Origin of the sequence: Halobacterium hubeiense (genome assembly GCF_001488575.1) — an archaeon.
GTDB classification, from domain to species: Archaea; Halobacteriota; Halobacteria; order Halobacteriales; family Halobacteriaceae; genus Halobacterium; species Halobacterium hubeiense.
Genome location: NZ_LN831302.1, coordinates 1,673,791 through 1,693,999, shown reverse-complemented (window position 1 = coordinate 1,693,999; position 20,209 = coordinate 1,673,791). Strand labels below are relative to the sequence as shown.

The window sequence follows — 20,209 nt, the reverse complement described above, 5'->3', positions numbered from 1 at the left end:
TCCTTATACGGTTGGTCGACCAACCGTGTCGTGATGGCGAGTTCCACGCGGAACGGCGAGGCCCACGAGGACGAAATCCGCCTCTGGCGCGAGGACGGCTGGTGGGTCGCGGAGGACGTCGAAACCGGCGTCACGACGCAGGGCGAGACTCGGGAGGACGCGCTGGCGAACCTCGACGACGCCGTTTCGCTCCACGAGGGCGACGCTGGTCGGGAGCCGACTCCCGAGGAACTCCGAGAACTCGGCGTCGACCCCGCGGACAACGAGACCGCCGACGACGAACCGCCGGACGTGCTCGACTGAGATGGGGCGGCGAACGTTCTCCGGCGCCGAAGTCGTGCGCGTTCTCGTCAACCACGGCGGCTTCGAGTGGCGTCGAACGACCGGCGACCACGCGCAGCTGTACTACGAGCATCCGACGAACGACGACGACCAGCGACAGGTGACCGTTCCGCTGCACGACGAACTGCGAACGGGAACGCTCCGCGGTATCGCGGAGAGTGCTGGCGCCCGTGAATTCGACGCGTTCTGTGAGTGGATCGACCGCAACGCGTAGTTCTGTTTTGAGGGGTCACCACGTTCGTAGCCGGTCGCATGTCGGGACGTTCAAATTCGCGCGGCCACTAGTCGGTGGCATGACCGACGAGACACGCGAGAACGTCCTCCCGGGCTCGGACGGCGAGCTGGGCACCGAGGACGTCCGCGGCTACGACTTCCGCGGCGACTTCGACTTCTTCGAGATGCTGGACGCGTACGCGACCACGGGCTTCCAGGCGACGCATCTCGCGGAGGGCGTCGACATCGTGCGGGATATGCAGGACGACGACGCCACCGTCTACCTGACGTTCACGTCGAACATCATCTCCTCGGGGCTCCGGGAGGTCGTCGCGCACCTCGTCCGCGAGGGCCACGTCGACGTCATCATCACCACCTCCGGCTCCCTGACCGAGGACGTCATCAAGACCGCGAAGCCGTTCAAGATGGGCGAGTGGGACGCCGACGAGGCCGCGCTCCGCGAGGAGGGCATCAACCGCCTCGGCAACATCTTCGTGCCCTCGGACCGCTACGTCTGGCTGGAGGAGTACCTCTACGACTTCTTCGAGGATTTCTTCGCCGAGGAGAAGGTCCGCACGCCCACCGAGTTCGCAAAGGAACTCGGCGAAACCTTAGACGACGAGGACTCCGTCCTCAAGAACGCCGCCGACCAGGACGTCCCCGTGTTCTGCCCGGCGCTCACGGACGCCGAAATCGGGAACTTCCTCTACTACTACCGGCAGGGCTACGACTCCGACGTCGGCATCGAAATCGTCGACGACTACGACACGCTCATCGAGGAAGGGCTGCTCGCGGACACCACGGGCCTCATCGCGGTCGGCGACGGCGTCCCCAAGCACCACGCTATCATGACGAACCTCTTCCGCGGCGGCGCCGAGTACGCCGTCTACATCTCCACCGGCATGGAGGGCGACGGCTCCCTCTCGGGCGCGCCGCCCGAGGAAGCCGTCTCGTGGGGGAAAATCAAGGACGAGACCGAGACCAACTACACCCAGATCGAGGCCGAAGCCACGCTCGTCTTCCCGCTGCTGGTCGCCGGCGCGTTCGAGCGCGACTCGGAGTAGCGCGCCGTAACTGATTTCTTCGGCTCGTTCTCCTCGAAAGCCCCGAGGCTGTAGACTCGGGAGGCTCGCTGCGCTCCTCGCTACGCTGCGGTGCTTACTTCGCCTGCCTTCGTCTACAGCCTCGCCCCTTTCAGTCCCGGAAGACTCACTACGTTCGTCTTCCGACCCTCGCGAACGCGTAGCGTTCGCTCAGTCCTACCCGTAGCCGGTTGGTCAGCCGGTAACTGGGTGGACAGAAAGGGGCCGTGCTGCCGACGAACCCGGACGACGCAAGCACCGCAGGCCCTAGGCCGAGGAGCACAGCGAGTCCCGGGAGTCGGCAGCACGGGGGCTTTCGAGGTGTTGACGTCGTTAACGTCGCTCACTCAGATTCCCTTCCAGAAACCGGGTCGTGCTCGCGAAACGAATCCTTTTAACGCGCGGCGAATGAACCAGACCGTATGGCCATCAAGCCCGACTACGTCAAGAAGACGGGGAACATCCTCATGGAGCGATACCCCGACGCGTTCAGCCGCGAAGACTTCGAGCACAACAAGGAAGCCGTCACCGAGCTCACGAACGTCGAGTCGAAGCCGGTCCGCAACCGTATCGCGGGCTACATCACGCACAAGCGCGAGTAGATTCCCGCGGCGCCCGCCGGGGAACGTGCTGAATTTTCCACCACCCGAAGGGGTTTCACTACCCGGTTCTGAGAGGGTGGTATGACATCTGTCGGCGTACTCGGAGCGACTGGCGCGGTCGGCCAGCGATTCATCCAGTTGCTGGACGGCCACCCGGAGTTCGAACTCTCAGTGCTGACTGCGAGCCCGGAGAGCGCGGGGAAGCGGTACCGCGAGGCGGCGAAGTGGCGCCTCGACACGCCGATTCCCGAGGACGTGGCCGAGGTCGAGGTGCGCGACACCGACCCCGACGAGATTCCCGACGACACCGACCTCCTGTTCTCCGCGCTGCCGTCCAGCGTCGGCGAGCGCGTCGAACCCGCGCTCTGCGAGGCGGGGTTCGTCGTCTCCTCGAACTCCAGTAACGACCGGGCGGCCGACGACGTGCCGCTCGTGATTCCCGAGGTGAACGCCGACCACCTCGACCTCATCGACGTGCAGCGCGACGAGCGCGGCTGGGACGGCGCGCTCGTGAAGAACCCGAACTGCTCGACGATTACGATGGTGCCGACGCTCGCGGCGCTCCGGCAGTTCGGCCTCGAACGCGTCCACGTCTCCACGCTCCAGGCGGTCTCGGGCGCGGGCTACTCGGGCGTGACGTCGATGGAAATCATCGACAACGCCGTCCCGCACATCGGCGGCGAGGAAGCGAAGATGGAGACCGAGTCCCGCAAGCTCCTCGGGGAGTTCGCGGATTCGGAAGTGTCGTGGCACGACGCCAGCGTCTCCGCCTCCTGCAACCGTATCCCGACGCTGGACGGCCACCTGGAGAACGTCTTCGTGGAGACCCGCGAGGAGCCGACGCCCGAGGAGGTCGCCGAAGCCTTCGAGGACGCGCCGACGCTGGACCTGCCGAGCGCGCCCAACCAGCTCGTCCACGTCTTCGAGGAGCCCGACCGCCCGCAGCCGCGCCTCGACCGGATGCTCGGCGGCGGGATGGCCGTCGCCGCCGGCGGCATCCAGGAGACGGACACGGGCATCCAGTACAACTGCCTCGCGCACAACACCATCCGCGGCGCCGCCGGCGCCAGCCTCCTCAACGGCGAACTGCTCGCCAGCGAGGGCTGGGTCTGAGACGCCCCCGCTCGTTTTAACTGTCGGTTCCGCGAACCCTCTGCCGTGACTCGCGTCGAGTGGACGTTCACCGCCGAGACGAGCCGGCTGCTGCGCACGCTCGCGCTCGTCGCCTTCGGCGCCATCGGCGGGCTGTTCGTCGTGTTCGCGGCGCTCGCGCTGTTCGTCGTCGCCGGCTCCCTGCTCGCCGGCGAGTTCGCCATCCTCGCGCTCTTGTTGGGGTTCGGGCTGCTCGGCGCGCGCCGGCTCGCGACGCACGCCGCCCTCGCGCAGGTCGAGAGTGGGTTCTTCTCGGCGCGCGAACTCGTCGGTCCGAGCGTCGCGTGGGCGGTCGTCTTCGCCGCCGCGGTCGTACTCGATGCCCCCGTGTGGGTCGTCTTCGCGAGCATGTTCCTTGCCGTCCTCGTTGCCCTCCCGGTCGCCGCCGCGCTCCGCAGCGAGGGCTCCGTGGACACGGAGGACAGCCGCTTCGAGGTGAACAACCGCGAGGCGTCTCTCGCAGCTGTCGAGCGCGTGAACCGCTACGACCTCGGACCAGTCGCCGTGTTGCGCGTTCGCTATCACGACGGCGCCGGCGGCGCGTCCGACCCGCGAATCGTCTCGGTCCCCCGCGGGGACGCCGGCCGCATCCGCACCGCGCTCGAATCCAGCGACGCCGAGCCGCCGGAGAGCGACCGGAACCCGACGATTGCGCGGACGCTGTACGCGTTCGCGGTCGGGTCGTTCGCGCTCGCCGCGGCGTTCCTGTACTTCGCGGCCAACGAGTCCGGCGACGCCGTCGGCATCGGCGTCTACGTCGCCGCCTTCGCGTGCGTGTTCGGTGGGCTGTTCGCGTGGCTCGGCTACGTCGAGGGCTAGGCGACGCGGTTCTGCAGTTCCTCGTCGGCATCCAGCCGCGGGACGTTCGTCGCGAGGATGTCGGCGAGCCGGTTCCAGTACTCGGGCGTCTGCCCCGCCGTGTGCGGGGTCACGACGACGTTCTCGAAGTTCCACAGCGGGTGGTCCTCGGGGAGTGGCTCGGGGTCGGTGACGTCCAGCGCGGCGCCCCGCAGGTCCTCCCGGCGGAGCGCCGAGACGAGCGCGTCCGTGTCCACGACGCCGCCGCGCGCGACGTTCACCAGCACGCTCTCCGGCGGCAGCGTGTTCAGCGCCGCGCGGTCCACGAGGTGGCGGGTGGTGTCCGTCAGCGGGCACGCCAGCACGAGGTAGTCGGTGCGCGCGAACGCGTCGTGGAGCGCCTCGTCGTCGAAACCGACGACCTCGTCGGTCGGACCGCCCTTCTCGGGCGTGTACCGCACGCCGATTGTGTCCACGTCGAACCCCTGCAGGCGCTGGACGACGCCCTGCCCGATGGCGCCGAGACCGACGACGGTCACCGTCGAGCCCTTCAGCTCGCCCGCGCGGTAGTGGCGGAACTCGCGGTGCTGCTGGCGCCGCCACCCCTCGTGGAGGCGTCGCGCAAACGTCAGCAGGTAGCCCAGGACCTGCTCGCCGGCGCTGGGCGCGTGGACGCCCGCGGCGTTCGTCACGGCGACGCCGCGCTCGCGGAGCGCGTCCAGCGGGAGGTGCTCGTAGCCGGCGTACGCGCCCGCGAACAGCTCCAGTTCGTCGGCTTCCGAGAGCAGGGCCTCGTCGATGTCCACGCCCGTCACCACGCGAGCGTCCGCGACGAGGTCGCGCTCGTCGGCGGGCGTCCGCGCGAGCGCGACGTCGCACTCGGGGAGGCGTTCGCGCAGCGCCGCGGCGTACTCCGACATCGGCGTGCCGTGCGCGCCCGTCCGCAGGACTGTGATGTCTGGCATCGCCTCGCCGGTCGGCGCCGACGACAGTAAGCGTTGCGCGACAGGCGCCCTACTCGCCGCTTTACGAAGGGTTTTTGACGCGTGTCGATTACGCCGAAGTGATGAGTGAGTCCGAAGCACTGTCGTGCGCGGCGAAACTCGCGCGCGTCGTGCTCGACAACTGCGGTCCGCTCTCCCCGGCCGAAGTGGCCGAGGAGGCGCGCCTCTCGGAAGCCGACGCCGCGGACGCGCTCGCGGAACTCGACGACGCCGGCCTCGCCGAGTGCGTCTGCGGGCTCTGCGAGACCAAAGAACAGGTGTACGCGCTCACCGAGCGCGCAGAGGCGTAACCCTCTTTCTACGCGGCCGCCTACGACGCTACGCGCGCCGTTTGTCCCCGGCCGAGTCTGTCCACGCGGACGCGATGACCGCTCGGAGAACCCCGGCGTGCGACACTCCGGCAGCCCGACGGCTGCCCGGCTGGTGGCGTCACACACCACGCAGCGAGGCGGTCTCACCGCCTCGGCATCTGGTGGTTCTACCGAACCGCCCGCCTCAGCGGCTATCGCCGCTTCGGCATTCGGAGTGCTCTTCGAGCACTCCCGCCTCGCCGGTTCACACCGGCTCGGCATCTGGGGCTTCCTATGGAAGCCCCCGCCCGCCACGAGGGTTTCCCGGCCGACGGGGCACGCCGCCCACGGATGAGGTCGGTCGTTAGTGTCGCGGGCGTACATTACGACCTTTTGCAGCGCTCGCTTCGTTGTACGGGCGACCCGCGAGTCGCCCGTACCGCCCGCGGGACGCTAAGCGTCCCGCGTTGCTCGCTTGCAAAAGCTCGGCCAAAAGCACTCCTCATCGTTCGAAAGACGGCAGAGCCGTCTTTCGTGATGACGAAAGGCGCTTCGCGCCTTTCGAACCACTCCAGCGCGCCTTCGACGCTTAGTCGCTCGTCGGCCTCGCGCTCACATCCGCTCGCGCGAGTGAATCGGCGACCTACCGGGTCCTTCGGACCGCTCGGTCGCCGAACAACTGTCGATTTCAGTTTCGCCGAGCCCACTCGTGGATTGTCGCCCGGTAGTGTCGCAGGCGTACGTTTCTGGACTGCGTAACCGCCGTATTTCCATCCAGATTCGCTGACATCTCGTCGCTGACCGAGCTCAGCCACGATCCCCCAATGTATTTTTACCGAACGTTCGACTCCATGTCCGTGAACAGACAGCGAATTCTTCAGATGCTTTCCGCCGCACTCGTTCCGCTCGGGCTTGTTCTTGCGGGATTCAGCGTAGCGCAAGGGGACATCGTCTGGGTCAGTCTCGGAGTGTTAACGACGCTCGCTGGAGCGGCGATGTACTGGGGATTCGGTCGATACTGGGAGGCGTACACACGGCTCGTAGATGACGACGTAGATTTCACGACGAGCCGGACGTTCGCTCTTGGTTTCGTTCAGGTCGGGATGGCTGTCGTTCAATTCGTTCTGCTCCTCTGGTTCGCTTCCGCGCTCGGAATCGTGACTGACGCCGCTGTGAACGCAGATCCGCAGTCGGCGTTCCTCGCATTCAGTGGTGTTGTCCCAGCCGTAGCGCTCGGTGCGGGGCTTCCGTATTTCATCCAGCGGTTCGACTCAGTGAGGCGGCTGAACGACACTCCGGCGGCCCGTACCCTCGGCCCGTTTCTGACGTTTGGCACGTACTTCGTGCTGTTAGTCTATCATCCGGTGGCTGGGATGATTTATGCACTCGCGTACGTGGGAAGTCGAGTAGCCGTGCTGCTCGGCTTCTACGGCGGCTCCCGGATTCGGGGGGCTGTCACCTGACTCGCTCAGAGGAGAACGACAAGTCCGGAGAAGCGCATCCTCTAGCAATTGCCCGACTCTCGATGTCGTGCTGGTGCTTGCGAGCGGTGGCCGGGGATTCGACGATTGTACGACAATTCGATAGTTGGACGCGAATACACTTTCTCTGTCAGGAGGTGGGTTCGGTTGTAATGACGAAGATAATCCCGCGACTCCAACTGAGGACGGGACCGATGGCGGCCCCGGCGAAGGCACGGACAGCGAAGACGAGCACCCCCGCTACGACACGGACGCCCCAGCAACACCAATGAACATTCCAGTCCCCAACAATCGACTCGTCGCGTTCACACTCGCGGGGGCGCTGTTGACGACCGTCGTCGCTGCCGGCCTCGCGTTCCCCGGTCTCGGATTCGCCACTACAGGAGACACGGGCAACGCGGTCTCCGACGCGGATGCGTCCACCTCACAGCAGTTGGCCGGTGACGCCCCCGCTCCAAACCAGAACTTCACCCCTGCTGTCCAAACCCAATCTGGCTACGAAGAAGGCGAACACGAGGAAGCGGAACACGAAGAGGGTGAAGGCGGCGACGAACACGAAGAGGCGGAAGAGGAACACGAAGAGGCCGAAGCGGCTGAAGAGGGGGAGGAATAAATCACGATGAAGCCCCATCTCGTGTCGGGAGACGAGCGATTCGGCGAGGAAGTCCGGGAGTTCCGCTGCTGTGATACGGAGTTCCGCATTCGAGCGAGCGGGCTGCGAGCCGGTCGTACAGCATCTGTGGCCCGACGGACCGCGGAAGCCCTCGAAGAGCAACTGAACGCGTTCGACGAGACGAGTGCCGTGAGTCACCTCAACGACGATGGGGCGGTCGACAACGAGCACGTCGCTCGGCTCGTGCGTCGTGGCCTCGAATACTACGAGCGCACCGACCACGTCTTCGACATCCATCAGGGACGGGTCGAACACGACCTCAAAGCATTCCTGCGTGGTGACCGGGCGTCGCCTCCCGAGGCATTCGATACTGGTGCTGTCACCGTCGACGACACCCACGTGCGGACAACCGTTCCGCTCGACTTGAATGGTCTCGCCAAGGGCTACATCGTGGATCAGGCTGCTGGCGCACTCGACGGATTCGGCCGCCGTGGATTCGTCAGTGGCGGCGGTGATATGTCTCCCCCGATGGGTCCAGTCGCTATCGAGAGTCCGTACGGTGACGACACCCCGCTGAAAGTATTGGACACCGAGTGGAACGTCGCTACTTCGGGCGGCTATCAGCGTGAACGTCGCGGAACGGACCACATCTACGACCCGGCGACAGAACGCCTCGGCTCCCGACACGAGTCAGTAACTGTCGTCGCTCGACGTGACTGCATGGAAGCGGACGCGCTCGCGACGACGCTGGCGGCTCTCCCGCTCGCCGACGCCGAGTCACTCGCGGCGGACTGGCCCGGCCTGGAAGCGCTCATCATCCACGATGGTGTCTTCCACGCGACCGAGAATTTCACAACTCATGTCCTGGACACGTAAGCAACGCATCTCCGTCGCCGCGGTCGTACTTCTGGTCGCAGCAACGCCGGTTCTCTGGCAGGTCAGCAACGTTCGGGCGACTTATGCGACTGAGGAGAAACAGACGGAGGTAGTCAATCAGCCGGTGGCGACACGGCAGGCGCCGAACGACTACGACGGCGATGGCGTCGCTGATTCGACCGACAGGTGCCCGACGCGGCCGGAAACCGAGAACGGATTTCAGGATGCGGACGGGTGTCCAGACGTGGTCGCTACGACGGGGGCCTCGTGATGTCGCAACTCGTCTGGCTCTTGGACCGGGGCGCGGCGCTCGTCGCCTACCCGGCGCTGTACCTGTCGGTCCTCACAGGAATCTTCTACAACACGGAGGCGTTCGGCACGCTCCACGAGGCCGCCCGTCGGGTTCACATCGAAGTGTCGGTGTTTGCGACGCTCGTCACTCTCCTCCACGCTGGCCTCGGAATCCTGGACGCGTGGTTCGTCCTTTCCGGTCAGGCGCCCCCACCGGCGTACTCGACGTCGTACTTCCTCGGTGGCGTCGTGGTCGGCGTCGGCGCTCTCTTTCTGCTCGTCGTGGCCGTACTCGGGTTCACAGACGCCGGGCGGTTCGACCGACCGTGGGGGCCCCGCGTCGTACATAGTTTCGCCTACGGCGGTTTCACGTTCGGGACGATCCACGCGGCCGCTATCGGTACTGACCTCTCGGGCCTCGTCGTTCCGCTGCTCGGTCCCTCGATGATGTTTCTCGCGTACGTGCTCCTGATGCGGCTCTTCGTGCTCCGGGGGAACGGGCTGGTAGCGCCGGCTGGTCAGTAGCCCTCCCAGAGGCCGAGGAGCCGGTCGACGACACGGTCGGTGAAGGATTGCTGATGGATCGTGTAGAGATACTTGACGCGGTCCGGGTTCTCCACGTCGTAGACGACGCGTCGCCCGTCCCGTTCTTTGGTGACGAGGTCAGCGTCGGCCAGTTTCGAGAGATGCCAGGAGACCGTCGATTGGGCTTTGTCGAGGCGGTCGCTCAGGTCGGTCGTCGAGAGCGGGCCGTCCGCGAGCAGGTGCGCGAGAATGCGGCGGCTGTACTCGCGGCGTAGCGCGTTCATCACCGTCTGCTCCGCCTCGTCGAAGTCCGCAGCAGGGTAGTAGCGCGTGTACTTGCCGTCGTCGGAGACGTCGATCAGGTCCTCGTCGGCGAGCTGGCGAAGGTGGTACTGGAGCGTCCCCTGTGCGTACGGGAGCGTGTCCAGAAGCGCCCGGAAGTGAATCCCGGGCGAGTCGGCAATCTCCTGGTAGATCGCTCGCCGAGACTCCACCTCGATGTCTCCCTCGTTCATTGCTCAGTCTCTCGTCAGCGCGACGAAGAACGTCAACAGGCCCGCGAGGACGAGGAGTGCACTCCCGTGTTCGAGCAGTTCGACGGTTCTCGCGCCGAGATACGGGAGCAGGGGGTATTCGAGGAAGACGACCAGCCCGTAGAGGGCGAACATCGCGTACCCGGCGGTGACGACACGCATTCGGCGGTCCCGTTCCCGATACCACGCCAGATAACTCAGCCCGCTGAGCACGCCCGCGATGAGAAAGATGCCCAGACTGACGTACTGTTCGAGGAGCATCGCGACTGTCATATCTCGGGGTACATCGTGGTCGCCAGGGACCGAATCGTCCTCGACATGGCTGAATCGACGAGCGGATGCTGGAAAACGATTGGCGTCCAATCGTCGAATCGACGCGGTGGGGTGCAGGAACGGTCTCTGTGCGGCCGAGACGCGAGGCCGGTCGGACTGGGCTATCCGTCTTGCTGTGCTCGAACGAAGGCCCGTCGGAGGACTGTCAACATCACGTACGTCTCGTATTTCTGGGTTCGGCAGTGCTCGCAGGGTTCCATCTCCGCCGTGATGTCGTCGATCACGTCGTCGTACTCGTCAGTCAGCGTGGCGAGCGCAGCCTCGACTTGCGGCTGGACGGAATCAACCATCTCCTCGACAGCCGGGTCGGCCGACTCGGGAAGCGAGTACGAGAGGACGGTCGTGTTCGCCCCGTAGTACTTCGTCGTCCCGCCACGGCCTTCCTCGAAGCGGACGACGTCTACGAGTCCGGCGTCCCGAAGTTCGTTGATGTGGTGGCGCACCGTGTTCTCCGTCCGGTCGATACCCCTGTCGGCGAGGCGGGCGTGGACGTCGCTCGCTGTCAGCGTCTCGTCGGCGAGTATGTCGAGAATCATCGCCCGCATCGGTTCGTCGATGGCATCCGACACCCGCGTATCTCGAACGGCGATGTCTTCGAGGTCGTTCCCGGTATCGGGCGTGCTCATGCGTGAACCGACGCCGCGTGTACGTTAAGTAGTAACGACAGTTGCATAGACCCTGTTTGACACCCCCTCGGCCGATTCAGTGGAAGCGCTAGACGACTCGTCTGTCCGCTCAAACACCCCGTATAGCCATTCAAACATATCATCTAAAAAATACTTTAGTGTGTATGGGTGCTACGTAGAACTGTAATGAGCGAAACCCAACTCCGCGTGCTGGACTTCGACTGCCCGAGCTGTGCGAGCACCGTCGAACGCGCCCTCTCGAACGTCGCGGGCGTCGAAGACGTCGAGGTCCACTACTCGACTGGTCGCGTCGAAATCGACTACGACGACAGCGTCGCCGACCCCGCCACGTTCGAACAGACCATCGAGAACCAGGGCTACACGCCCCAGCCCGCCTGAGGAGGACGGTCATGGATACGCAATCAATCAAACAGTACTACCGCAAACGTCGGAAGGCCATCGTCGTCGCGGTGAGCGGCCTGCTGTACGCCGGCGGCTGGACCCTCGGCTACCTCACCACCCTCGATACCGCGAGCACCGCGATCCTCGTCCTCGCGGCGGTCGTCGGCGGCTACGACATCGCCAAGACCGCCTACCACGAGGTTAAGAGCCGGACCCTCGGCATCAAGACGCTCGTGACGCTGGCGGCCGTCGGCGCAATCGTAATCGGCTCGTACTGGGAGGCCGCCGCGGTGGTCTTCCTGTTCGCGCTGGGGTCGTACCTCGAAGGCCGGACGATGCGGAAGACGCGCAACGCCCTCGAAGAACTGCTGGAGATGACGCCCGACACGGCCACCGTGCGCCGCGACGGCGAGCAACAAGAGGTGCCGGCCCGCGAGGTCGAAGCGGGCGAGGTCGTGGTCGTCAAACCCGGCGAGAAGATTCCCGTGGACGGCGCCGTCGTCGAGGGCGAGAGCGCCGTCAACCAGGCGCCGGTGACCGGGGAGAGCGCGCCCGTCCACAAGGCCGACGGCGACGAGGTCTACGCCGGGACGATCAATCAGGAGGGCTCGCTGGAGGTCGAGACGACCGGCTCCGGCACCGACACCACGCTCCAGCGGATCATCCGGCGGGTCGAGGAGGCACAGGAGGCCCAGTCGCCGACCGAGAACCTGATCGACCGCTTCGCGAAGTACTACACGCCCGGTGTGCTCGCGCTGGCTGTCGGCGCCTACGCAGTCACACAGAACGCGATTCTGTCACTGACGCTGCTGGTCATCGGCTGTCCGGGCGCGCTGGTGATCGGGCCGCCGGTCAGCATCGTCTCGGCTATCGGCAACGCAGCGCGTTCGGGCGTCCTCATGAAGGGCGGCGAGCACCTCGAACAGGCCGGCAAGATCGACCTCGTCGCCTTCGACAAGACCGGCACGCTCACCAAGGGCGAAACGACTGTGGCCGACGCCGCGGGGTTCGACGCCGGAACCGGCGAGGTGCTGGAAATCGCGGCCATCGCCGAGAAGAAGAGCGAACACCACCTCGGTGACGCCATCCTCGAAGCGGCCCAGGACCGCCCGGTCGAAGTCACCGATGGCGGGACAGAAGCCGTCCAGGCAGACACCGAATCAGCACCCGCGGACGCACGTTCGGTCCCCGACCCCGAGAGCTTCGACGTCGTCGCCGGCAAAGGTGTCGTCGCACGCCACGACGGCCGCGAAATCGTCGTCGGGAACCGCTCGTTGCTCGACGAGCGCGACGTCGAGGTCCCCGGGGAAGTCGGCGACTACGTCCGTGAGCGCGAGGAGCGCGGCGAGACTGTCGTCCACGTCGTCCGTGACGGCGTCGTCGTCGGCGCCATCGCCATGCGCGACGAACTCCGCGAGGCGGCGCCCGGCGTCGTCCAGAAGATCCAGGACGCCGGTATCGAGACGGTGATGCTGACCGGCGACAACGAGCGCGTCGCGGCCGCGGTGGCCGAGGCGGTCGGCATCGACGACTACCGCGCGGAACTGCTCCCCGAGGACAAGCAGGCGGTCATCGAGGAGTACCGCGAGGACGGCCGCGTCGTGGCGATGGTCGGCGACGGCATCAACGACGCGCCGTCGCTGGCGACCGCCGACGTGGGCATCGCCATGGGCGCCGCCGGGACCGACACCGCCATCGAGACGGCGGACATGGCGCTGATGGCGGACGACCTCGACCGCATCCCCTACGCCGTCGAACTCAGCAAGGCCACCCGGTGGAACATCTTCGAGAACGTCGGCCTCGCGGTGCTGACGGTGACGCTCCTGCTGGCAGGGGTCCTGACGAGCTACGTCACGCTCGCGCTCGGGATGCTCGTCCACGAGGCCAGCGTCCTCGCGGTCATCGGCAACGGGATGCGGCTGCTGCGCTACTGACAGCATCGAATCACGAACCAGCGACTACACATAACTCACGATGGAAGAGAGCACGACTCCGGCCGACGCGACCCGCTCCGAGGAGAACTGGGCCGTCGAATACGACGCCGAACCGATTCGAATCCGCGACCCCGTCGCGGAAGCACTCGCCGTCCTCGACCCCGGCGACCCGTTCGTCGTCACCTACGAGGACGTGGTGAAGGCGGCGGGACACTCGTGTCCGACCGCGTCGGGAGCCTACCGCATCGCTCAGGTCGGCCTCGACGCGCTGTATCCCGACGAACTCCCGGTTCGGAGCGAGGTCGAGGTCCTCGCTGCGGGACCGCGTGACGACGCCACGTACGGGGTCATGGGGCGTCTCATCTCGTACGTGACCGGCGCGGCCCAGGCAGACGGCTTCGGTGGACTCGCCGGCGGCTACGGTGGTCGCCGAAACACGCTGACGTTCGACGCGTTCGACCCCGATAGTGCTGCCCCGACGTTCCGCTTCCGACGGACCGACACTGTCGAAACCGTCGAGGTGGTCTACCACGTCGGCGACGTTCCGGACGGCGGACCGGCGCTCGGCACCCTCCAACAGATCATCGAGGGGACCGCGAGCGAAGCCGAGCGCGAACTGTTCGCGGACGTGTGGCACGGACGTGTCCAGAGTGTCCTCTCGGATGACTCGCTGTTCACCGTGGCGACCATCGAACACTAACCATCGAACCTCCGAATTCACTGCCACCGAGCCCACTCGTGGATTGTCGCTCGGTAGTGTCGCGGGCGTACATTTCGACCTTTTACGCTGCGCGCTGGCAGAGTCAGCGCGCGGTACACGCTCGGCCAAGAGCACCCCGCACTCCAGCGCGCCGCCACTGCCCCGTCAGCGCGCGAACCCGGGTGCACGGAACGTTTACGTCGCGAGCGGACGACTACCCGCGTAATGTCCTCCTCGTCCCCCGGCGACTCCGGGTCGGTGCGGTCGCGGCTCCGCGAGCGGCTGAAATCCGCGGACCCGTTCTGGTTGGCGGCACTCGGTCTCCTCGGCGTGCTCGGCGACCGCGTCCCCGGGCTGGAGCTTCTCCAGTTGTTCCACGCCTTCTGGCTGTTCCTGCTGTGGCCGTTCGCCGCCGCGGTCGTCGGCGGGCTCCGACGGTGGCGCCGCGGCGAGGCGCCCGAGCCGGGGCCGCGGGACTGGCTGGCGATGAGCGATGGGTGGCGCGGCGTCGCGGCGTTCCTGCTGGGCGTCCCGCTGTCGATAGTGAACCCCCTGTTGGGGCGACAGGACGTGATGCAGTTGCTGGGCAGCGGCGTCGCCGCGGCCCGGTACGGCGGCTCGCTCCCCGGCCCGGAGACGTTCGCACAGTCAGCGCGGTACCGGCTCCCCGTGGACGGGACGTGGACGGTCGTCAACGGCAGCCCGATGCGAGAGCACTCCCACTCGTGGTTCCCGGCGACCCAGCGGTACGCCTACGACCTCGTGGTCACCGACGACGAGGGACGCACTCGGCCCGCGGACGCCGACGCGAGCGTCGAGAACTACTACTGCTACGACCGGCCCGTGCTCGCGCCCGCGGACGGCGTCGTCGTGGACGTCCACGACGGCGACCCGCAGCTCGGGCGCGCCGGCGGCTTCTCCCACCCGTTCAAGCGCACCGTCACGGGGAACGCCGTCACGATTCGGCACGCGCCGGGCGAGTACACCAGCCTCGTCCACCTTGTCCCGGGGAGCGTCGAAGTCGAGCCCGGCGAGCGCGTCTCGCGCGGCCAGCGCGTCGCCCGGTGCGGGCACTCCGGGAACTCCTCGGAGCCACACCTCCACGTCCAGCTGCAGGACCACCCCGCCTTCGAGGTCGCCGCGGGGCTGCCCGTCCGGTTCGACGACGTGGCCGTCGAGACGCCGGGCGTTGACGTCGCCGCCGACTGGGACGACCCCGACGACGGCGCGGGCCGCTCCGTCCACGTCGGCCAGCGAGTCACGCACGCCCCCGACGGCGAGCCGCCGCAGCGCGACGACGCGGCCTCGAACGAGGACCCGACGTCTGCAGGCGGACTCGGTGCCGTTCGGACGGCCGCTCGGCTCTCCAACGGGTTCGCCGTCGGCGGGTTCGCCACCGCCGTCGCCGGGTTCGTCGTGTCGGCGGCGACAATTTCGCTCGGGCTCGCGGCGGCCGCCGGCGCCGCGTTCGCCGCATTCGCCGGGAAGCGGCTGTTCGGAAGTGGCGTCGGCCTCGGGTCGGTCGCCACGGTCGCAGGAGTGGCAGCGGCGGCGGCAGCCGTGGGCGGTGTCACCGCCTCGGACGCGCTCCCCGCCGTGAGGACGTTCGCACTCGGCGGCGGCGTCTTCCTGCTCGGGTTCGCGGTGTTCGTCGCCGGCTGGGAGTACGCGCGGCTGGCGCTGCTCGGCGACCCGTTCGCGCGCCGCGGCGACTGACTACTGGTCGTCGAGTTCGCGCTCGGCGTCCCGGATGGCGTTCTCGATGTTCGCCAGCATCGCGGTCTGTTGCTGGTGGGCGCTCGCGAGGTCCGCGGTCTCCTCGGCGACGTGCTCGGCGCGGTCGGCGACGTCGTCGACGACGGTCGCGATTTCCTCAGCGCTCGCGGCCTGGTCGTCGGTCGCGTTCGCGATTTCGTCCATCCCCTCGGCGGTCTCCCGGACGAGCGTCTCGATCTCCCGCTGGTTCTCCACGAGCGCTTCGGCGGCCTCGCGGGCGTCCGCGACGAGGTCGGTGGCCTCGGCGACGCTGTCGGCGGTCTCCCGGCTGTCGGCCTTGATGTCCGCGACCAGCCCCTCGATTTCCCCGACCTCGGACTGGGACTGCTCGGCGAGCTCCTTCACCTCGTCGGCGACCACCGCGAACCCACTGCCGGCTTCGCCGGCGCGCGCCGCTTCGATGTTCGCGTTCAGCGCCAGCAGGTTCGTCTGGTCGGCGATGTCCGTGATGACGTCGACCACGCGGTCGATTTCGTCGAGGCGGTCGCGGAGCTCTTCGGTGTTGCCCTCGACGGTGTCGGCGGTCTCCGCGAACGCGTCGATGGCGTCGAGCACGCGCTCGGCGGCCTCCCGGGACTCGCGGGCGCGCTCCATCGCCTCGTTGCTCTGCTGGCGGACCTCGTCGGTGCTGGCGGCGACCTCCTCGACGGTCGCGCTGAACGTCGAGACCTCCCCGGAGACCTCGCCGAGGTCGTCGGCCTGCCCCTCCGCGAGGTCGTGAATCTCCTCGCTGGACTCGGCGACGTCCTCGCTCGCCTCCCGCAGCTCCTCGACGGCGACCTCCACTTCCTCGGAGAGCGTCTCCTGGACGCGTTCGACGCGCTCGCGCTGCTCGACCACGTCGGTCACGAGCGTCAGCACTTCGACCGCGCCGACGATTTCGCCGTCCGACCCCTGTAGCGGCGTCGCCGATGCCTGCGCGTGCAGCTGCTGGCCGCCCATCTCCGCGGAGCGGATGGTGTCCTCCCGGACGGCTTCTCCGGAGTTCATCACCGCGTCCGCGAGCGTCTCGGTCTGTCCCTCGGTCCCGAACACTTCGATGGCCGGCAGGCCCACCGCCTCCTCCCGCGGGAGGCCGGTCATCTCCGCGACGGCGTCGTTCCACAGCACGATGGTGCCGTCGTCGTCGACGACGAACAGCGGCTCGGGGTAGTCAGCGAAGAACTGCTCTGTGAGCGGCTGCCACGCGGCGCCGCCGGCGTCCGCAAGCAGGGTATCGATGTTCATACGCCCGTCTCGGTGGACCCGACTCAAAGTTGCTCCGGTAATTTTCGACGCTCCGGCGCGCTAACTAGTCAGTAGCGTTTCACGTGCGGGGCGGTCGCACGGATGGAAACGCCTTTTCGCCGGCCGTCCCTACGACGGGTATGGACTACGAAGCCGTCGCGGACCTCGGGCCGGACCGCCGCCGCGCGCTGTTCGAGCGCACGGCCGGCGTGGAGTCGGTCCGTTCGACGGTCCGGGACATCGTCGAGCGCGTGCGCGAGGAGGGCGACGTGGCGCTCCGACAGTACGCGAGCGAGTTCGACGACGTCGAACTGGGCAACGTCGACGTCACCGACGAGGCCGAGCGCGCCTACGAGGACCTCGACGACGAGACCCGCGAGGCCATCGAGGACGCCGCCGCGAACGTCCGCGAGTTCCACGAGGCGCAGGTGCCCGAGGACTGGCGCCGGGAGTTCTCGGCGGGCCGCGAACTCGGGCGGCGGTTTCGCCCCATCGAGCGGGTCGGCGTGTACGCGCCCGGTGGCACCGCGGCGTACCCCTCTTCGGTGTTGATGGGCGTGATTCCCGCGAAGGTCGCGGGCGTCGAGCAGGTCGCGGTCGCGACGCCGCCCGCGGAGGAACTGAACCCGGTGACGCTGGCGGCGATGCACGTCGCGGGCGCGGACCGCGTGTACGCCTCCGGCGGCGCGCAGGCCGTCGCGGCGCTGGCGTACGGCACCGAGACGGTGGACCGCGTGCAGAAGATTGTCGGCCCGGGCAACAAGTTCGTCACCGCGGCGAAAGCGGAGGTCCGGGGCGACGTGGACATCGACTTCCTCGCCGGTCCCTCCGAGCTGCTGGTGGTCGCCGACGAGACCGCCGACCCCGGCTACGTCGCGGCAGACGTGCTCGCGCAGGCCGAACACGACCCCGAATCCAGCGTCGTCGTCGTCACCGACGACGAGGCGACCGCCGACGCGGTCTGCGCGGAAGTCGAGGCCCGCATCGAAGACCGCGAGCGCGCGGAGACGATTCGGGCGGCCCTCGACAACGACGCCAGCGGCGTGTTCGTCGCGCGCTCGATGAGCGAGGGCGTGCTGTTCGCCGAGGAGTACGCCGCAGAGCACCTCTCGATTCAGGCCGACAACGACGAGGAACTGCTGGACCGCATCGACTCCGCTGGCTCGGTGTTCCTCGGGCCGTACGCGCCCGTCGCAGCGGGCGACTACGCCACCGGCACGAACCACGTGCTCCCGACGAACGGCAAGGCGAAGGTCGCTGGCGGGCTCTCCGTGGACACGTTCCTGCGCTCGACGACCGTCCAGCGCCTCGACGAGGACGCGCTCGGCGACCTCCGGGAGACAGTGACGACGCTCGCTGACGCCGAGGGGCTGGACGCCCACGCGGCCAGCGTGGACGCGCGCTTCGAGGACGACTCGTAGCCGGTCGCGGCGGCCCTGTCGGGTGGCACCACGCTTATGACTGCGGGACCCGAACGTATTCGACATGAGCGCGACCGTCGAGAACGGGGACGGAGACACGGTGGTCACCGCCACGGAGGCCGCGGCCGAGCAGGCCCGCGACCTCATGGAGGGCGAAGACATGGACGTCTCGGAGGCGGGCCTGCGGCTGTACGTCCAGCAGGGCGGCTGCGCGGGCCTCTCCTACGGGATGCGCTTCGAACCCGAGCCCGAGCCCGAGGACCAGATTTTCGAGAGCAACGGCATCCGACTGTTCGTCGACCAGTCCAGCCTGAACTACGTCGGCGGCAGCCAGCTCGCCTTCGAGGGCGGGCTGCAGGGCGCCGGCTTCCACGTCCAGAACCCGAACGTCGAGAGCGAGTGCGGCTGCGGCGAGTCCTTCCGGACCTAGTTCTCCAGCTCGAAGGCGACCTCGACCTCGACCTGATACTGTCGCCCCTCGACGCCCGCGATTTCGACGCCCTGTTCGAGTACTTCCGCCCACTTCACGTTGTCCAGGGTGTCCTCCGCGCGGTCGATTGCGTCGTCGGCGGCGGCGTCGAAGCTCTCCTCGCTGGTCCCGATGAGTCGAATCTTCTTGAATACCATCGCCTGACAGTTCGCCGGCGACCCGGATAAAGTTACTCGCCGGCTACAGGTCACTCGTCGGCGGCGGCCTCGATGTTGGCGCGGACGGCGTCGGTGACGTCGCCGAGGTACGCGGTCCCCCAGACGCCGACGACGACCGCACCGACGGTGTTGAACACGAGGTCAAGCGCCACGTCGTCGACACCGTAGATGGTGAGCACGGTCGCGCCGACGGCGTCGCCGAGCGTCCACGCGGCGTACTCCAGTATCTCCCAGAGCACCCCCAGCGCCATCACGAACAGGACGACGAACACGAACGTGAACTTCGGCGGGAACGCGACGTCGTCGTGGTGTTCGTCGAGCGCGCGCACGGTGGCGTAGCCGGCTGCGGCGACCACCGTCGAGGAGAGGAAGTGCGTGAGGTGGTCCCACCAGATTGGCGGGTTCGGGCCGTAGAACTTCTGCGTGACGCCGGGGACGCCGAGCGTGCCGAGCACGTGTAGGAACACCGCGGTCGTAATCCACAGCGTGAGCCCGGCGTCCATCGGAATGCTGTAGTCGCGTTCCAGCACCGCGGGGAGGTGCGTGACCGCGAGTGCGGCGGCGGCGTTGACGGCGACGGCGACGTTCCACGTGAGGACGCCGACGGCCGTGAACGCCACGAGCGCGAGTTGCATCCCGCGCGTGGCCTGCCGCTGGCGGCGCTCGGAGACGCCGAGGCGGTCGCGGAGCTTCACTCGACGACCACCTCCAGTTCCGCGGGGAGCCGGAGGCGGGCGTCTGCGTGCCGTCGGAAGTACCAGACGAACACCGCCGCGGCGAGCACGCCCGCGACGGTCGCCGCGACGAAGTCCTGCACGAGCGCGGTCACGGCGACGCGCTCCTGTGCGGCGGTCAGCGGCGGCTCCGCGGGGAGGACGAACGCCGTCCCCGCGAGCAGGTCCGAGAGCCAGCCGAGCACGGCGAGGAAGCCCGCGGTCGCCATCGTCGCGACGACGACGAAGGCGACCGAGAACCAGTTCGTGAGCCGGACGCGCGTGAACACGTCGAGTTCGACGGCGACGACGAGCGCGAGCGCCGCGACGCCGAGGTAGGTCGAGAGGTCGTTGGTCAGTCCGGGGGCCGCGAGCGCGCGGCCGACGGTGGGGAGCGCGGCGAGTCCGAGCACCTCCCACGGGAGCATGGCGCGCGCGTCGCCGAACGCCAGCGGCGGGAGGACGGCGACCGCGGCGGTGACGAGCGCGAACACGACCCAGACGGGGTCGTCGGGCGCGCTCGCGGCGACTGACGCGGCGACGACTGCGACGAGAACCCACGACAGCGCGGCGTTCGCGCGCTCTGCTCGGACGAGCGCGGCGAGGCGTGTACTCCGGGCCACGTTC

26 protein-coding genes are annotated in these 20,209 nt (G+C 67.7%); 18 read left to right on the top strand and 8 right to left on the bottom strand.

Going from position 1 to position 20,209, the window contains the following annotated elements; genetic code table 11:
• Positions 1-33 precede the first annotated feature (33 nt).
• The 6 genes from HHUB_RS08925 (at position 34) to HHUB_RS08900 (ending at position 4,210) form a co-directional block, all read left to right on the top strand.
• The gene (locus HHUB_RS08925; RefSeq protein WP_059057273.1) at positions 34-303 is read left to right on the top strand and encodes a type II toxin-antitoxin system HicB family antitoxin; all 270 of its coding nucleotides are present in this window, start codon (positions 34-36) and stop codon (positions 301-303) included.
• Position 304: 1 nt separating this feature from the next.
• The gene (locus HHUB_RS08920) at positions 305-556 is read left to right on the top strand and encodes a type II toxin-antitoxin system HicA family toxin (protein WP_059057272.1); all 252 of its coding nucleotides are present in this window, start codon (positions 305-307) and stop codon (positions 554-556) included.
• Between the two features lie 79 nt (positions 557-635).
• On the top strand, positions 636-1,619 hold the full coding sequence (locus HHUB_RS08915; protein ID WP_059057271.1) for a deoxyhypusine synthase: 984 nt from the start codon (positions 636-638) through the stop codon (positions 1,617-1,619).
• A 440-nt stretch (positions 1,620-2,059) separates the two neighbouring features.
• Positions 2,060-2,239, top strand: coding sequence for a 30S ribosomal protein S17e (locus HHUB_RS08910; RefSeq protein ID WP_059057270.1), 180 nt, complete (start codon positions 2,060-2,062; stop codon positions 2,237-2,239).
• An 81-nt stretch (positions 2,240-2,320) separates the two neighbouring features.
• Entirely contained in the window at positions 2,321-3,352 is a 1,032-nt protein-coding gene (gene asd, locus HHUB_RS08905; RefSeq protein WP_059057269.1) for an aspartate-semialdehyde dehydrogenase, read from the top strand.
• Between the two features lie 45 nt (positions 3,353-3,397).
• On the top strand, positions 3,398-4,210 hold the full coding sequence (locus tag HHUB_RS08900) for a hypothetical protein (protein WP_059057268.1): 813 nt from the start codon (positions 3,398-3,400) through the stop codon (positions 4,208-4,210).
• Here the strand turns inward: HHUB_RS08900 and HHUB_RS08895 are convergent.
• Complete coding sequence (locus tag HHUB_RS08895) at positions 4,207-5,154, bottom strand: D-2-hydroxyacid dehydrogenase (RefSeq protein WP_059057267.1); 948 nt, start codon at positions 5,152-5,154, stop codon at positions 4,207-4,209. The genes HHUB_RS08900 and HHUB_RS08895 overlap by 4 nt on opposite strands.
• Before the next feature lie 101 nt (positions 5,155-5,255).
• Here HHUB_RS08895 and HHUB_RS08890 point away from each other — a divergent pair, with 101 nt between their 5' ends.
• The 6 genes from HHUB_RS08890 to HHUB_RS08865 all read left to right on the top strand — a co-directional run bounded on the left by HHUB_RS08890 (position 5,256) and on the right by HHUB_RS08865 (position 9,269).
• Positions 5,256-5,483, top strand: coding sequence for a hypothetical protein (locus HHUB_RS08890; protein WP_059057266.1), 228 nt, complete (start codon positions 5,256-5,258; stop codon positions 5,481-5,483).
• An 857-nt stretch (positions 5,484-6,340) separates the two neighbouring features.
• On the top strand, positions 6,341-6,946 hold the full coding sequence (locus HHUB_RS08885) for a hypothetical protein (RefSeq protein WP_143416379.1): 606 nt from the start codon (positions 6,341-6,343) through the stop codon (positions 6,944-6,946).
• 124 nt (positions 6,947-7,070) lie between these two features.
• Positions 7,071-7,577, top strand: a complete 507-nt coding sequence (locus HHUB_RS08880) for a hypothetical protein (protein ID WP_238323946.1) — start codon at positions 7,071-7,073, stop codon at positions 7,575-7,577.
• Between the two features lie 6 nt (positions 7,578-7,583).
• The gene (locus HHUB_RS08875; RefSeq protein ID WP_059057263.1) at positions 7,584-8,453 is read left to right on the top strand and encodes an FAD:protein FMN transferase; all 870 of its coding nucleotides are present in this window, start codon (positions 7,584-7,586) and stop codon (positions 8,451-8,453) included.
• The gene (locus HHUB_RS08870) at positions 8,437-8,724 is read left to right on the top strand and encodes a hypothetical protein (protein WP_059057262.1); all 288 of its coding nucleotides are present in this window, start codon (positions 8,437-8,439) and stop codon (positions 8,722-8,724) included. Before HHUB_RS08875 ends, HHUB_RS08870 begins: the two co-directional genes overlap by 17 nt.
• Positions 8,724-9,269, top strand: coding sequence for a hypothetical protein (locus HHUB_RS08865; protein ID WP_059057261.1), 546 nt, complete (start codon positions 8,724-8,726; stop codon positions 9,267-9,269). The genes HHUB_RS08870 and HHUB_RS08865 overlap by 1 nt, the downstream gene beginning before the upstream one ends.
• On the opposite strand, the gene HHUB_RS08860 is transcribed toward HHUB_RS08865, so the two are convergent.
• The 3 genes from HHUB_RS08860 to HHUB_RS08850 form a co-directional block, all read right to left on the bottom strand.
• Positions 9,263-9,784 carry a winged helix-turn-helix transcriptional regulator gene (locus HHUB_RS08860; protein WP_059057260.1) on the bottom strand — a complete coding sequence of 174 codons (522 nt, stop codon included), beginning with the start codon at positions 9,782-9,784 and terminating at the stop codon, positions 9,263-9,265. The two genes, HHUB_RS08865 and HHUB_RS08860, sit on opposite strands and share 7 nt — an antisense overlap.
• A 3-nt stretch (positions 9,785-9,787) precedes the next feature.
• On the bottom strand, positions 9,788-10,075 hold the full coding sequence (locus HHUB_RS08855; protein ID WP_059057259.1) for a hypothetical protein: 288 nt from the start codon (positions 10,073-10,075) through the stop codon (positions 9,788-9,790).
• A gap of 161 nt (positions 10,076-10,236) precedes the next feature.
• On the bottom strand, positions 10,237-10,761 hold the full coding sequence (locus HHUB_RS08850) for an ArsR/SmtB family transcription factor (protein WP_059057258.1): 525 nt from the start codon (positions 10,759-10,761) through the stop codon (positions 10,237-10,239).
• Positions 10,762-10,947: 186 nt separating this feature from the next.
• Here HHUB_RS08850 and HHUB_RS08845 point away from each other — a divergent pair, with 186 nt between their 5' ends.
• The 4 genes from HHUB_RS08845 to HHUB_RS08830 all read left to right on the top strand — a co-directional run bounded on the left by HHUB_RS08845 (position 10,948) and on the right by HHUB_RS08830 (position 15,513).
• The gene (locus tag HHUB_RS08845; RefSeq protein ID WP_059057257.1) at positions 10,948-11,160 is read left to right on the top strand and encodes a heavy-metal-associated domain-containing protein; all 213 of its coding nucleotides are present in this window, start codon (positions 10,948-10,950) and stop codon (positions 11,158-11,160) included.
• Between the two features lie 11 nt (positions 11,161-11,171).
• Positions 11,172-13,097 carry a heavy metal translocating P-type ATPase gene (locus HHUB_RS08840; protein WP_059057256.1) on the top strand — a complete coding sequence of 642 codons (1,926 nt, stop codon included), beginning with the start codon at positions 11,172-11,174 and terminating at the stop codon, positions 13,095-13,097.
• Between the two features lie 40 nt (positions 13,098-13,137).
• Positions 13,138-13,797, top strand: a complete 660-nt coding sequence (locus tag HHUB_RS08835) for a hypothetical protein (RefSeq protein ID WP_059057255.1) — start codon at positions 13,138-13,140, stop codon at positions 13,795-13,797.
• Between the two features lie 225 nt (positions 13,798-14,022).
• The gene (locus HHUB_RS08830) at positions 14,023-15,513 is read left to right on the top strand and encodes a M23 family metallopeptidase (RefSeq protein ID WP_059057254.1); all 1,491 of its coding nucleotides are present in this window, start codon (positions 14,023-14,025) and stop codon (positions 15,511-15,513) included.
• On the opposite strand, the gene HHUB_RS08825 is transcribed toward HHUB_RS08830, so the two are convergent.
• Complete coding sequence (locus tag HHUB_RS08825) at positions 15,514-16,800, bottom strand: methyl-accepting chemotaxis protein (protein WP_059057253.1); 1,287 nt, start codon at positions 16,798-16,800, stop codon at positions 15,514-15,516.
• Positions 16,801-16,940: 140 nt separating this feature from the next.
• Between HHUB_RS08825 and hisD the strand changes: the two genes are divergently transcribed.
• Both hisD and HHUB_RS08815 read left to right on the top strand, forming a co-directional pair.
• A complete protein-coding gene (hisD, locus tag HHUB_RS08820; RefSeq protein WP_059057252.1) occupies positions 16,941-18,221 on the top strand; it encodes a histidinol dehydrogenase in 1,281 nt (426 codons plus the stop codon).
• A gap of 64 nt (positions 18,222-18,285) precedes the next feature.
• Positions 18,286-18,651, top strand: coding sequence for a HesB/IscA family protein (locus HHUB_RS08815; protein ID WP_059057251.1), 366 nt, complete (start codon positions 18,286-18,288; stop codon positions 18,649-18,651).
• On the opposite strand, the gene HHUB_RS08810 is transcribed toward HHUB_RS08815, so the two are convergent.
• Genes HHUB_RS08810 through HHUB_RS08800 form a run of 3 tightly spaced genes read right to left on the bottom strand, consistent with a single transcriptional unit; the run spans position 18,648 to position 20,205 of the window.
• Positions 18,648-18,848, bottom strand: a complete 201-nt coding sequence (locus tag HHUB_RS08810; protein WP_059057250.1) for a dodecin — start codon at positions 18,846-18,848, stop codon at positions 18,648-18,650. The two genes, HHUB_RS08815 and HHUB_RS08810, sit on opposite strands and share 4 nt — an antisense overlap.
• A gap of 50 nt (positions 18,849-18,898) precedes the next feature.
• Entirely contained in the window at positions 18,899-19,564 is a 666-nt protein-coding gene (locus HHUB_RS08805; RefSeq protein ID WP_059057249.1) for a hypothetical protein, read from the bottom strand.
• Positions 19,561-20,205, bottom strand: coding sequence for a hypothetical protein (locus HHUB_RS08800; protein ID WP_059057248.1), 645 nt, complete (start codon positions 20,203-20,205; stop codon positions 19,561-19,563). The genes HHUB_RS08805 and HHUB_RS08800 overlap by 4 nt, the downstream gene beginning before the upstream one ends.
• Between the last annotated feature and the right edge of the window lie 4 nt (positions 20,206-20,209).

Coding starts and splice junctions, on each gene's coding strand:
- HHUB_RS08840 (WP_059057256.1), top strand. CDS start 11,172: ATGGATACGCAATCAATCAAACAGTACTACCGCAAACGTCGGAAGGCC.
- HHUB_RS08895 (WP_059057267.1), bottom strand. CDS start 5,154: ATGCCAGACATCACAGTCCTGCGGACGGGCGCGCACGGCACGCCGATG.
- HHUB_RS08890 (WP_059057266.1), top strand. CDS start 5,256: ATGAGTGAGTCCGAAGCACTGTCGTGCGCGGCGAAACTCGCGCGCGTC.
- HHUB_RS08830 (WP_059057254.1), top strand. CDS start 14,023: ATGTCCTCCTCGTCCCCCGGCGACTCCGGGTCGGTGCGGTCGCGGCTC.
- HHUB_RS08850 (WP_059057258.1), bottom strand. CDS start 10,761: ATGAGCACGCCCGATACCGGGAACGACCTCGAAGACATCGCCGTTCGA.
- HHUB_RS08910 (WP_059057270.1), top strand. CDS start 2,060: ATGGCCATCAAGCCCGACTACGTCAAGAAGACGGGGAACATCCTCATG.
- HHUB_RS08825 (WP_059057253.1), bottom strand. CDS start 16,800: ATGAACATCGATACCCTGCTTGCGGACGCCGGCGGCGCCGCGTGGCAG.
- hisD (WP_059057252.1), top strand. CDS start 16,941: ATGGACTACGAAGCCGTCGCGGACCTCGGGCCGGACCGCCGCCGCGCG.
- HHUB_RS08835 (WP_059057255.1), top strand. CDS start 13,138: ATGGAAGAGAGCACGACTCCGGCCGACGCGACCCGCTCCGAGGAGAAC.
- HHUB_RS08845 (WP_059057257.1), top strand. CDS start 10,948: ATGAGCGAAACCCAACTCCGCGTGCTGGACTTCGACTGCCCGAGCTGT.
- HHUB_RS08855 (WP_059057259.1), bottom strand. CDS start 10,075: ATGACAGTCGCGATGCTCCTCGAACAGTACGTCAGTCTGGGCATCTTT.
- HHUB_RS08875 (WP_059057263.1), top strand. CDS start 7,584: ATGAAGCCCCATCTCGTGTCGGGAGACGAGCGATTCGGCGAGGAAGTC.
- HHUB_RS08925 (WP_059057273.1), top strand. CDS start 34: ATGGCGAGTTCCACGCGGAACGGCGAGGCCCACGAGGACGAAATCCGC.
- HHUB_RS08860 (WP_059057260.1), bottom strand. CDS start 9,784: ATGAACGAGGGAGACATCGAGGTGGAGTCTCGGCGAGCGATCTACCAG.
- HHUB_RS08870 (WP_059057262.1), top strand. CDS start 8,437: ATGTCCTGGACACGTAAGCAACGCATCTCCGTCGCCGCGGTCGTACTT.
- asd (WP_059057269.1), top strand. CDS start 2,321: ATGACATCTGTCGGCGTACTCGGAGCGACTGGCGCGGTCGGCCAGCGA.
- HHUB_RS08815 (WP_059057251.1), top strand. CDS start 18,286: ATGAGCGCGACCGTCGAGAACGGGGACGGAGACACGGTGGTCACCGCC.
- HHUB_RS08865 (WP_059057261.1), top strand. CDS start 8,724: ATGTCGCAACTCGTCTGGCTCTTGGACCGGGGCGCGGCGCTCGTCGCC.
- HHUB_RS08915 (WP_059057271.1), top strand. CDS start 636: ATGACCGACGAGACACGCGAGAACGTCCTCCCGGGCTCGGACGGCGAG.
- HHUB_RS08810 (WP_059057250.1), bottom strand. CDS start 18,848: ATGGTATTCAAGAAGATTCGACTCATCGGGACCAGCGAGGAGAGCTTC.
- HHUB_RS08920 (WP_059057272.1), top strand. CDS start 305: ATGGGGCGGCGAACGTTCTCCGGCGCCGAAGTCGTGCGCGTTCTCGTC.